Below are 12,465 nucleotides of genomic sequence, written 5' to 3'. Positions count from 1 at the left end.
AGTGGTGTTGAGGAAAAAGAAGCCTTTACTTAGTTTGACAGCCTTAATGGTGATATTCGGCATCATGGTCTCCATCCAATTTAATTCATTGCAAAAGCCCAAAGTTCGTGATACTCGCGATGTGTGGGAGCTAAGAGAGGATTTATCTGCATCTAAAAGTAAAGAATTGGATTTACTGAAAGAAATTGATAAATACGATGAAATGCTGAAAAAGTATGGTCATCAAGGTGATCAATCAAAAGAAGCTCAACTAACAAAAACATTAAAAGATTTAAAAGAAAAGGCTGGTTTTACAGAAGTAACAGGGGAGGGAATTGAAGTTGACATCTCTCAGCTCTTCTCTAAGGATCTGACCGGAGAAGAAGTGAAAAATATCCCACCTGATCTTCTGAAAAAGCTAATCAACGAGGCCAATATGTATGGGGCAAAACATATTTCCATTAATGAACATCGTGTGATTAATACAAGTGTGATTCGAGATATTAATGGCACGACAAAAATGGATGGCTACAGCTTAGATGGTGATGAAGTGACCATCAAGATGATCAGCGATCAGGCTGACAAATTATACAGCCGTTTAAATGTATCAGATATTGGTGATTTGTTTGCTCAGGAAAATTTCGGCTTAAGTATTAGCCAGCCGAAGCAACAAATTCAATTAAAAGCATATGACGGTGCAATTCAGGTAAACGAGTTGAAGCCTCTTGACGATGTAAAGGAGGGAAAATCTTAATGTGGCTTCCTGTACTTGGCTTAATCATAGGAGTTGCGATCGGTTTCTTAACAAATTTTACGATACCGAATGAGTATTCTAATTATCTTTCCCTCGCTGTACTTGCTGCACTTGATACATTGATTGGTGGAATCAGGGCACATCTGCAAGGGGCATACGATGAACTAGTGTTTGTATCAGGCTTCTTCTTTAATATTATACTTGCAATAAGTTTAGCTTTTCTGGGCGTCCATCTTGGTGTAGACTTGTATTTAGTCGGAATGTTTGCTTTCGGCGTTAGATTGTTTCAAAATATAGCAGTTATTCGAAGAATTCTACTAACTAAATGGACAATTTCTAGAGAAAAAAAGAAAAAAAGTGAGTCATAAAAAAGGATATACATATGATGTAACGAATATTTTCAGTAATCCTAATAAAAAATGTTGATTTTTTAAGTTTTGTTACACACTTGTAAAAACACATTCATTGTATTGTTGTTCAGCAAATAATAGAATAGAAAGTATTGATATGTGAGGAGGTGCCATAGAATGAACAACAATGAAATTTACGTCAGCCTTGACATCGGTACATCCAATATTAAAGTCATCGTCGGAGAAATGGCGGATGATTCGCTTAACATTATAGGTGTTGGAAATGTCCCTTCAGAAGGGTTAAAAAAAGGATCGATTGTTGATATAGATGAGACAGTTCATTCTATTAGACAAGCATTTGAACAGGCTGAAAGAATGGTAGGTTTTCCTTTACAAAAGGCGATTGTCGGAATTAACGGAAACCACATTCATATTCAGAATACGAGTGGCGTGGTCGCAGTATCTAGTGAAAACAAAGAAATACATGCTGAAGATGTGAGACGTGTCTTAGATGCTGCACAGGTAGTATCTATTCCTCAAGAACATCTCGTCGTAGACGTCATCCCGAGACAATTTATCGTCGACGGAAGAGATGAGATCACTGATCCGAAAAAAATGCTTGGTGTTCGGCTAGAGGTGGATGGATCGTTAATTACAGGTTCTAAAACGATTCTACATAACTGGCTCCGATGTGTAGAGAGAGCTGGAATTGAAATTATGGATATTTGCTTGCAGCCGCTCGCATCGGGCTCAGCAGCATTATCGAAAGATGAAAAAAATCTAGGGGTAGCTCTCGTCGATATTGGCGGCGGATCTACAACGATTTCCGTATTTGAAAACGGGCATCTCTATTCTACTCACAGTATCCCTTTGGGCGGAGAGAACATTACAAAAGATTTGTCTATAGGACTTAGAACTTCTACTGAAGAAGCTGAACGAATCAAAAAACAATTTGGACATGCATTTTATGATGAGGCATCGTCTGAGGAAACATTTGAAGTTTCTGTCATCGGTACCGATCAGAAACAGACGTATACACAGCTTGAAGCGGCTAATATCATCGAAGCTCGGCTGGAAGAAATCTTGCTCTTTGTGGCAGAGGAATTAAGAAATATGGGTGTCCATGATTTGCCTGGCGGATTCGTTCTAACAGGTGGACAGGCGGCTATACCAGGTATCCTTTCTCTTGCACAAACGGTCTTGCAAAACAATGTTAGAATTGCGAGTCCAAATTATATTGGGGTGAGAGAACCTCAGTATATGACAGGAGTGGGTCTGATCCACTTTGCTTATCGCAATGCAAAGATTCAGGGCAGACAGGTTGGATTCCAAATGCCGGATGAGGCGTTTCATGAAGTAGGCGCATCCATGGAGCCGGTTTCTTCTGCACCACAAGTGAAAGAAGCGCAGCCAAGACCGAAAGTAAAACAAAAAGCACAAGAAGAGACAAATAAAAAACCGGGCAAAATGAAAAAACTATTTAATATGTTCTGGGAATAGAATTAGATTTTCGACGGATTAGGAGGATTCAGCATGTTGGAGTTTGAAACAAATATAGACGGCCTAGCATCAATTAAAGTAATCGGAGTAGGTGGAGGCGGAAATAACGCTGTCAACCGAATGATCGAAAATGACGTACAAGGTGTCGATTTCATTGCAGTCAATACAGATGCACAGGCGTTAAATCTATCAAAAGCAGAAACGAAAATGCAAATCGGTGCTAAGCTGACAAGAGGGCTTGGAGCAGGTGCGAATCCTGAAGTCGGTAAAAAAGCTGCTGAGGAAAGCAAAGAACAGATTGAAGAAGTATTAAAAGGCGCAGACATGGTCTTTGTTACTGCTGGTATGGGCGGTGGAACTGGTACGGGTGCTGCACCTGTCATTGCAAAGATCGCAAAAGATTCTGGTGCATTGACAGTTGGAGTCGTGACTCGTCCTTTCACATTTGAAGGAAGAAAACGTCAGCTTCAAGCAGTCGAAGGAATTGCTTCTATGAAAGAAGCAGTTGACACATTAATCGTCATTCCAAACGATCGCTTGCTTGAAATTGTTGATAAAAACACGCCAATGCTTGAAGCATTCCGTGCAGCAGATAACGTGCTAAGACAAGGTGTTCAAGGAATCTCAGACCTTATTGCCACACCAGGTTTAATCAACCTTGACTTTGCTGACGTGAAAACGATCATGTCCAATAAAGGTTCTGCTCTTATGGGTATTGGTGTTGCAACAGGTGAAAATCGTGCCGCTGAAGCTGCGAAGAAAGCTATTTCTTCACCACTTCTGGAAACGGCAATCGACGGTGCACAAGGTGTTATCATGAATATTACTGGTGGTACGAACCTAAGTCTTTATGAGGTACAAGAAGCAGCGGACATTGTGGCTTCTGCATCTGATGAAGATGTAAACATGATTTTCGGTTCTGTCATTAATGATAACTTGAAGGATGAAATTGTGGTAACCGTGATCGCAACTGGATTTATTGAGCAAGAGCCAGAGGTGTCAAAACCACAAAGAAATCCATTAGGGCAAGGATTAAAGCAAAATCAATCCATTCCTCAAAAACGTGAAGTCAAACGTGAGGAACATCAGCAGTCATCATCTCAGCCGAGACAAAATACACAATCAAGCGATGATACGCTGGATATCCCAACGTTCTTGCGCAATCGAAATAAACGCTAATCGAGTATCACTCATCCCCTTCCACCGGAAGGGGATTTTTTCATGTCTCATATATAAAGAAACCCGTATCACTACTAATCAAAAAGTCTTAAATCTGTCTGGATTACTTTATTTAACATGTGTATTTAGACTTAGGATGGTTAAGTAAAAAGAATCATTTTTAAATCCTATTACAAAAAGCGACAAAATGATGAACTTTATTTGACTACATTAAATAGAACACCATGAATTTTGTCATGAACAAAGGAAAGGGAGGAGTGAGACCCGCACTCTGTTTGACCATTTGAGGAGGAGGGATTTGATTGAAAGTGAAGTTTCGCAAAACCGCCGGCTATCGTTTGATGAGTCTTTTGGTGATTGGTACTTTAACGATGACAAGCTTTGGGATGGTTCAAGCAAAATCGACTTCTACCTCATATCAAGAGGAAGCTGTATCCTCCAAGAAAACAAAAGCAAAGATATCATCTAGATTAATGAAACAGTTTCAACAAGAAGACAAGGTGACCTTTTTAGTCAAAATGAAGGAACAAACAAATGTCAAAGAAGTGGCGAAGGATGCTGTGTCAAAAGCCAAAAAACAGAAGTTAACAGCTGCTAAAACGCAGTACACAAAAAGATCAGCTGTTGTATCAGAACTAAGAGCAACATCTGAAGAGACGCAGGAAGCGCTGCTTGCTTATTTACAAAAGGCACAAAAGAAAAAGCAAGTAAAGGATATTCATTCGTACTATATTGTGAATGGTCTCGCTGTGACGGGAACGAAAGAAGTCATGGAAAAGGTGGCTTCCTTCCCAGAAGTAGATCAAGTGCTGCCAAATGAAATCCGTCAAATTCATCGTCCTGTTGATTTGAAGACTTCAAAGCCGAACAAACAAATCAAAGCAGCAGATGGAATCGAGTGGAATATTTCTCAAGTTCATGCCCCAGAAGCATGGGCTTTAGGCTATGACGGTACTGGTACCGTTGTGGCAAGTATTGATACAGGTGTGGAATGGGATCATCCTGCATTAAAAGAAAAGTACCGCGGATTTGATCCTGCACGTCCGAATGAACCTTCTCATGAATTCAATTGGTACGATGCAACGACAGGTTCTGAAACGCCATACGATGATTTAGAGCATGGTACACATGTGACGGGAACGATGGTTGGCTCTGAGCCAAATGGAGAGAATCAAATTGGCGTCGCACCAGGTGCAAAATGGATTGCGGTGAAAGCTTTCTCAGAAGATGGTGGATCAGATGCTGATCTGCTTGACGCAGGTGAATGGATTTTAGCTCCAAAAGATGAAAACGGAAACCCTCATCCAGAAAAGGCACCAGATGTAGTCAATAATTCTTGGGGCGGCGGGCCTGGTCTTGATGATTGGTATAAAGATGTGGTCAATGCTTGGAGAGCGGCAGATATCTTCCCAGAGTTTTCAGCTGGTAATACGGATTTATTTAACCCTGGCGGTGAGGGATCTATTGCAAATCCTGCGAACTATCCAGAAGCCTTTGCGACGGGTGCAACAGATCAAAACAACAAATTGGGTTCTTTCTCTTTGCAAGGTCCCTCTCCCTATGGCGTCATGAAACCAGATATCGCGGCCCCAGGGGTAAACATTCGTTCTTCTATACCTGGAAAAGGGTATGAGGATGGCTGGAATGGAACCTCGATGGCAGGTCCGCATGTTTCAGCTGTTGTGGCTCTTCTTCGCCAAGCACAGTCAGATCTGTCTGTTGAAGAGATCGAAGAAATTCTCATTGATACTGCAAAGCCGCTGACAGATCAGCAATTCCCGGAATCCCCTAACAATGGCTATGGGGCAGGATTAGTTGATGCAAGAGAGGCGATCACAGCATTAACAGATGGAATTGGCAAGATTGAAGGACAGGTAACAAAAGAAGGGGAAGATACGGAACGACCTGTTTTTTCTCATAAAGGACCGAATGAAATTTTTGCCTCTACGCCAACTCCTCTAAGCATCACAGCCGAAGATGAAGTAGCTGTGACAAATGTCTCCTTGAGCTATCAAGTGGATCAAGGGAAAAGGGAGACGCTGCAAGCAAAACGTACGGATGGAAATCATTTAAAGGGGACATATGTTGTCCAGCTACCAGAACTTGAGGGAGAAAACGTCACGTACCGATGGATTGTGAAAGATTTTGGAGAAAATGAAGCCGCATCAGAACCGTATACGCTTCCGATTAGAACATCCATCACGACTGGCTACTCGCAAGATTTTGAAGCATGGCCTAGTGGATGGTTCAGTGGTGGAACAAAAGATCCTTGGCAGTGGGGAAAACCGACCACAGGTCCGAAACAAGCCTTTACTGGAGATCATGTCTATGCCACAAACCTAGACAGTCCTTATGAAAATTCAACAGATGCTCATTTATCTATGCCGATGATTGCTGTACCTGAGTCAGGCTCCTCCTTTTTACAATATCAATACTGGCATGACCTTGAAGCAAATTATGACTATGTGCATATTCATGTGCAGCCTGAGGGGGAAGATGCTGTCCAGGTGGCAGCCTATACAGGTAAAACAAGTGCATGGACAAAAGGAGAAGTTGATTTATCTGCCTACAAAGGTCAGAACGTGAGAGTTATTTTTCAGCTAAGAACAGATGGCAGTGTGACAAAAGACGGTTTTTATTTAGATGATGTGAAAATAACAGATGAAGCCTTGCCTCAAAAGGCAAAGAAACAACTTGGCGTCATCAAAAAAGAAAAGCCTGCACACGAGCAGAAGAAACCCGTTGATCCGAAAAGGGCAAAGCCTGCTAAAATAAAAGAAAAACATGTCCAGATGAAAAAGGAAAAAAGCTTAGATGCTCCGTCAATCAAAGCTCTTCCGATGAAGGCAGAAATCAGTGTGCTTGAAAGCGGCAAGTCCACGTACACAGATGAAGCGACAGGGAGATATCAGCTTTCTCATGGTGCAGGGGAGTTTACAGTGAAAGCTGAAGCATATGGGTTTGAATCACGCACCCAAAAAGTCAATATTTCCTCAAGTGACACGGCAGAGGCGAATTTCTCTTTGCAGCCACTTGAGAAACGAACGATCTCCGGGACAATTGTAAACGAAACAACGGGTGAAAAAGTCAAGGATGCTACGGTTTATCTTGTAGAGGATGCGAAAATTGAGCCGGTCAAAACAGATGAATCTGGCGAGTTTTCTCTAGAGGCATTGAGCGGTGTGTATACAGTCAAAGTATTTGCGAAAGGGTTTAAAGGATATTCGTTTACAGCGGATGTGACAGAAAAGCCGCTTGAAAAAGCAATTAACCTGGAACCTTTCATTGGTTTTGCTGGCGAAATTGGCTACGATGACGGAACAGCTGAAAATGCACGAGCGTTCTATGATCCTGGCAATGGCTGGGCGGTGAAATTTTCATTAGAAAAGGGGAAGAAACAAGCGCAAGTCACAGGTGGGCTTTTCCGTTTCTGGACAACAGAGTGGCCAGCTCCTGGCGGGAATGAATTTGCGGTTGAAGTGTATGATGCGTCCGGGAAGGACGGCGCTCCCGGTGAGAAAGTCGCTGGACCTTTCAAAGCGAATGCGCTGCGCAATGGTGAATGGACAAAAGTAGATTTAGAGGATCAAGCCATTACGGTGGAGGGAGATTTCTATCTTGTCTATATTCAAACGAAAAAGAATACGGAATCTCCAGGCCTTGCAACAGATGAAGATGGACCAAATGCTGAAAGAAGCTGGCAGCTGACAAGCGGTTCCTTTTCTCCTTCTCCAAAAGAAGAGGGAAATTATATGATTCGTGCGCTTGTCCAATATGAAGCTGATGTACCAGAAATAACATCTCCAAAAGCAGGAACGATCACGAGCAAAGATGAACTGGAGATTGAAGGAAAAGCCTCTCCAGGGCTTGATGTAGCGATCTATCAAAACGATGAAGAGATTGCCAAAGTGAAAGCAGACCAGTCAGGTGTTTTCAAAGAGGAGGTCACAGTGTCAAGCGGAGAGCATGTATTCACGGCTGCCACTGTTACAGATAAAGGTGCAACGAAAAAATCCAAATCAGTAAAGGTGATCATTGATCAAACAGCCCCAGCGTTAACGATAGATACACCGAAAAAAGGGGAAAAGTCTAACAAAGAATCTCTCACTGTAGAAGGAAAGGTAACGGATGCTCATCTTGATCAAGTCACTGTGAATGGAAAAAAGGCAGCAATAAAAGGTGGGAAATATTCTGTAAGAATACTGCTTGAAAACGGGAAAAATACGATCAAAGTAACAGCGAAAGATGCAGCAGGAAACAAAACGACTAAAAAAGTCGATATCGATGTTCAATACGAAGCACCTGAGATTTCGAAGCTGACACCAGCAGAGAATGTCAATCTATCATCAGGTGAGTCTGTTAAAATTTCATTTAGCAGCAGAGAAAAGCTAGACGCAACGTTTGTCATTCATATGCCGCTGACAAACGCTAGATCAAAGCTGCAAAATACAACAGAGCTGCCGCTTCGCGAGGTAGCTAACGGAACATATGAAGGCTACTGGACAGCTACCTCTACCGCCAAAGCAAAAGGTGCAGTCATTGAAGTGATTGTGCGGGATGATTATGGAAATGTCACACGACAAAAGGCTCCAGGCACATTAAATATCAATGAAAAATAAACCTTAAAAAAAGGCACGACTCCTTGGAGCGTGTCTTTTTCGTTTCGAACAATTGTTTGGAGGCTTGTCCGGTAGAACACTCTCTTGCTTTGTGCTCTCATTCCTCGACAAAAACAATAACAATCCACCAAAAGTTCTCTATCATCCCCAACAAGAATTGACAGACTTCCATCTCTTGGCTGTTTTATACTGGTACAAACAAGTGCAAGTACTGCTTTTGATTCTTTGTTTCAGATGAAAGGAGCAGAAGGTGGTCATTTATTTAGATGTGATTTGGCTGTTAAACTTTTGTTTTGATCTATTGCTTCTCTTACTCACTGCATTTATTCTCAAACGACAAGTAAAAAAACGGCGATATATGTTAGGAGCTCTGATTGGATCGAGCATTGTTCTCTTGCTCTTTACACCATTTGCAATGTTTGTGTCACACCCTATAGGCAAACTGCTTTTTTCTGTCTTGATCGTGCTTGCAACTTTTGGATTTCAAAGATTTCGTTCCTTTTTTCAAAACTTGTTTGCTTTTTACTTTGTCACATTTTTGATGGGAGGAGGCATGATCGGGGTTCATTCGTTTTTACAAACCAATACTGTTATTCAAAACGGCCTGCTGATTTCACAAAATGATGGCTTTGGTGATCCCGTTAGCTGGCTTTTCGTTTTAACTGGCTTTCCTGCGATTTGGCTCTTTTCAAAGAAAAGATTAGGAGAGGTCGGTGCGAAAAAAAGACAGTTTGATGAACAAGTACTTGTGGAGATACACATTCACGGAGAGACCATCCGGCTAAAGGGACTCGTCGATTCTGGTAATCAGCTGTATGATCCTATGACGAAAACACCTGTGATGATCGTTCAGGCCGATCAGCTCATGTCCATTTGCGGAGAGCCTTTTATAGAGCTTATGAAGCAGTCTCATCCTGTTGAAGTGATGCAAAAGCTCGATGAGCGATTTCCGCTTCTTGATCGTTTACGACTTGTTCCATATCGAGCGGTCGGGCATGATCACGGGTTTCTTCTATGCTTAAAACCAGATACGGTCTTCATTTATTCAAAAACGCATATGATCCAGCCAGCCAAGTGTTTTGTAGGCATGAGTCTAAGCGGTTTATCAGCAGATCAGGAATTTCAATCCATCATTCATCCAGATATGTTAGACGGAAAAATCATCCAAGGGGTGTCTTAAGTTTTGGTGATGTCTTTTATCTTACGAGGTCAACTTGACATTTAGAAGGGAGAAGAAGATGAAAAAATTAAAATTTAAATTCACTTACTACTGGTATAAACTCCTCATGAAGCTAGGTATAAAGAGTGATGAGATTTATTATATTGGTGGTAGTGAGGCGCTGCCGCCTCCATTATCAAAGGATGAAGAGCAGGAACTGCTTGTCAAATTACCAAAAGGTGATCAAACAGCAAGGGCCATTCTGATCGAAAGAAATTTGCGGTTGGTTGTTTACATCGCAAGAAAATTTGAAAATACAGGGATTAATATTGAGGATTTAATTAGTATTGGAACCATTGGCCTCATTAAGGCAGTCAATACATTTAACCCAGAAAAAAAGATCAAGCTTGCGACATATGCTTCGAGATGTATTGAAAATGAGATTTTGATGTATTTGCGCCGAAATAATAAAATTCGTTCAGAAGTGTCGTTTGATGAACCGCTCAACATTGATTGGGACGGAAATGAACTGCTTTTATCAGACGTACTTGGAACAGATGATGATATTATCACGCGGGATATTGAAGCAAATGTAGATAAAAAACTTTTGAAAAAAGCGTTAGAGCAATTAAATGACCGCGAAAAGCAGATCATGGAGCTCAGGTTCGGATTGGTCGGCGGTGAAGAAAAAACCCAAAAAGATGTCGCTGACATGCTAGGAATTTCTCAGTCGTATATTTCAAGGCTTGAAAAAAGAATTATTAAACGATTACAAAAAGAATTTAACAAAATGGTCTAAAAAAATTTTTTTGAAAGCTCTGTCCCTTTGCTGTCAAAGGAATCAACTTCTTTTCTCATGATTCTCATCATCACTCGTGCATATTTTTCCATCCCAAGGAGATACTGAACTTTGTACAACAGCTCCTGTAGGGAGGGAAAAAAGTGTCCAGAAATAAAGTGGAAATCTGCGGAGTCGACACCTCCAAACTGCCTGTTCTGAAAAACGACGAGATGAGAAAATTGTTCAGACAGCTGCAAGATGAAGGTGACGATACAGCAAGAGAAAAGCTAGTCAATGGCAATTTGCGGTTGGTTTTAAGTGTGATTCAGCGTTTTAACAACAGAGGCGAGTATGTGGATGATCTCTTCCAAGTAGGCTGTATCGGATTAATGAAATCAATTGATAATTTTGATTTAAGCCACAATGTCAGATTTTCAACTTATGCGGTCCCTATGATCATAGGAGAAATCCGTCGATACTTGCGTGATAACAACCCAATTCGGGTGTCTCGTTCACTAAGAGATATTGCCTATAAAGCACTTCAGGTCCGTGAGAGGCTGATCAGTGAGACAAGCAAGGAGCCAACGGCAGAAGACATTGCCAAAGTGCTGGAAGTGCCTCATGAGGAAATTGTCTTTGCCCTAGATGCGATTCAAGATCCTGTTTCTTTGTTCGAACCGATCTATAATGACGGAGGAGATCCGATTTATGTGATGGATCAAATTAGTGATGATCGGAACAAAGACACACAATGGGTAGAAGAATTGGCCTTAAAAGAGGGAATGCGCCGATTGAATGATCGAGAAAAAATGATTCTCCGCAAACGCTTCTTCCAGGGAAAAACGCAAATGGAAGTCGCTGAAGAAATCGGGATTTCTCAAGCACAAGTCTCAAGACTTGAAAAAGCAGCCATCAAACAAATGAATAAAAATATCTTTTAAAGCCGCCGCTTCATGTGCGGCTTTTTTCATTCTTGTGAGAGAGCACGTCTCTAGTATTGACTCTGTTATTTTTTTCATTTAATCTGTTTCTAACAAATGTTATTTTAGATATCATTTGTTAGGGAACACTTAAGCGGAAAGAAGGGTTATTATGACATTCCATGATGAAAGAAGGCTGCTCATAAAGGTTGCGCATATGTATTATGAAGAAGGCGCCACTCAATCTAAAATAGCAGAAGCTGTTGGGGTTAGCCGTTCGCTCATATCGAAATATTTGGCAAAAGCACGTGAAGCAGGAATCGTGGAAATCATTATTCATGATGAAGTGAATCAACAATATGGATCATTAGAAAGAAAAATAGAGCGGAAATATGGGCTGCGAGAAGTCGTCTGTGTGGAAACGCTCAGCCAAGAAACAACAAAAAGCCGAATCGGCGCTGCAGCGGCAGGCTTTTTGTTAAAAGTGATAAAGGATGGACAAGTTATCGGTTTTTCTTCAGGAACCACTTTGCATGAAATGGCGAAAGCGCTTACGTCAGTTCAGCACTTTCCATCCGTGACATTTGTTCCGCTTGTCGGGGGTGTGGGAAACGAAGATGTTGATATCCACGCCAACTATATTATTGCAAGGTGCACAGAAGCACTCAAATCTAAATGTGAGTTTTTACATGTGCCTGTTATGCTTGATACGAAAGAAGCGAAGGACGTACTAATCCGGCAGCCATCAATCAAAAAAGTGATTAAACTAGGAGAATCATCAAATATTGCGGTTGTCGGAATTGGCGGGGTTCCGCAGCATTCAACGATGGTGAAATCTTATATGACAAGCGGTGAGGAGGATATTCTTCAAGCGAAGGATGTAGTGGGTGACATTTGCTATAACTTTATTGATCATCAAGGGGAAGTGTATCCCCACCCGTGGAACGACCGGGTAATGGGCATAAGCCCGCAAAAGCTGAAGGAAATCCCGCTAGTCATTGGTGTCGCTGGAGGAGAAGAGAAAATTGAAGCGATCAGGGCAGCATTAGAAGGTGGATTAATTCATGTATTAATTACGGATGAACGAACAGGAGATGCCTTGTTAAAGTAACTACCTAATCATATTAGGTAGTTTTTTTGAGTCTTTAGACTCAAAAAGATTGAAAATTTTATCGATTTTAGCTTGACACAAAGTTGACACATCATATAAACTAAGTTCATAAC

9 protein-coding genes are annotated in these 12,465 nt (G+C 41.4%); all 9 read left to right on the top strand.

The genetic code is table 11. The features are described from left to right. Window positions 1-7 precede the first annotated feature (7 nt). A complete protein-coding gene (locus ACP69X_RS06815; RefSeq protein WP_426052540.1) occupies window positions 8-733 on the top strand; it encodes a DUF881 domain-containing protein in 726 nt (241 codons plus the stop codon). Further along, window positions 733-1,101 (top strand): small basic family protein, encoded by a 369-nt coding sequence (locus tag ACP69X_RS06810; protein ID WP_003210988.1) that lies wholly within the window; start codon window positions 733-735, stop codon window positions 1,099-1,101. Before ACP69X_RS06815 ends, ACP69X_RS06810 begins: the two co-directional genes overlap by 1 nt. Before the next feature lie 159 nt (window positions 1,102-1,260). Next, a complete protein-coding gene (ftsA, locus tag ACP69X_RS06805) occupies window positions 1,261-2,583 on the top strand; it encodes a cell division protein FtsA (RefSeq protein ID WP_024424253.1) in 1,323 nt (440 codons plus the stop codon). A gap of 33 nt (window positions 2,584-2,616) precedes the next feature. Then, on the top strand, window positions 2,617-3,762 hold the full coding sequence (gene ftsZ / locus ACP69X_RS06800) for a cell division protein FtsZ (protein WP_024426931.1): 1,146 nt from the start codon (window positions 2,617-2,619) through the stop codon (window positions 3,760-3,762). A gap of 302 nt (window positions 3,763-4,064) precedes the next feature. After that, window positions 4,065-8,381: a S8 family serine peptidase gene (locus ACP69X_RS06795; RefSeq protein ID WP_426052539.1), complete on the top strand. Its 4,317-nt coding sequence runs from the start codon at window positions 4,065-4,067 to the stop codon at window positions 8,379-8,381. A 250-nt stretch (window positions 8,382-8,631) separates the two neighbouring features. Further along, complete coding sequence (gene spoIIGA / locus ACP69X_RS06790) at window positions 8,632-9,561, top strand: sigma-E processing peptidase SpoIIGA (protein ID WP_423359048.1); 930 nt, start codon at window positions 8,632-8,634, stop codon at window positions 9,559-9,561. 58 nt (window positions 9,562-9,619) lie between these two features. Then, window positions 9,620-10,339 carry an RNA polymerase sporulation sigma factor SigE gene (sigE, locus tag ACP69X_RS06785; protein WP_041084928.1) on the top strand — a complete coding sequence of 240 codons (720 nt, stop codon included), beginning with the start codon at window positions 9,620-9,622 and terminating at the stop codon, window positions 10,337-10,339. A 143-nt stretch (window positions 10,340-10,482) separates the two neighbouring features. Beyond that, window positions 10,483-11,262 (top strand): RNA polymerase sporulation sigma factor SigG, encoded by a 780-nt coding sequence (gene sigG / locus ACP69X_RS06780; RefSeq protein WP_041084927.1) that lies wholly within the window; start codon window positions 10,483-10,485, stop codon window positions 11,260-11,262. A 151-nt stretch (window positions 11,263-11,413) separates the two neighbouring features. Next, a complete protein-coding gene (locus ACP69X_RS06775; protein ID WP_041084926.1) occupies window positions 11,414-12,352 on the top strand; it encodes a sugar-binding transcriptional regulator in 939 nt (312 codons plus the stop codon). The last annotated feature ends 113 nt before the right edge of the window (window positions 12,353-12,465 follow it).

This window comes from Bacillus sp. DC4300-2b2 (assembly GCF_049895685.1).
In the GTDB taxonomy this organism is placed as follows: Bacteria; Bacillota; Bacilli; order Bacillales; family Bacillaceae; genus Bacillus; species Bacillus safensis.
This window is presented reverse-complemented; position numbering and strand designations above follow the sequence as displayed.

Coding starts and splice junctions, on each gene's coding strand:
- ACP69X_RS06810 (WP_003210988.1), top strand. CDS start 733: ATGTGGCTTCCTGTACTTGGCTTAATCATAGGAGTTGCGATCGGTTTC.
- ftsA (WP_024424253.1), top strand. CDS start 1,261: ATGAACAACAATGAAATTTACGTCAGCCTTGACATCGGTACATCCAAT.
- ftsZ (WP_024426931.1), top strand. CDS start 2,617: ATGTTGGAGTTTGAAACAAATATAGACGGCCTAGCATCAATTAAAGTA.
- sigE (WP_041084928.1), top strand. CDS start 9,620: ATGAAAAAATTAAAATTTAAATTCACTTACTACTGGTATAAACTCCTC.
- ACP69X_RS06775 (WP_041084926.1), top strand. CDS start 11,414: ATGACATTCCATGATGAAAGAAGGCTGCTCATAAAGGTTGCGCATATG.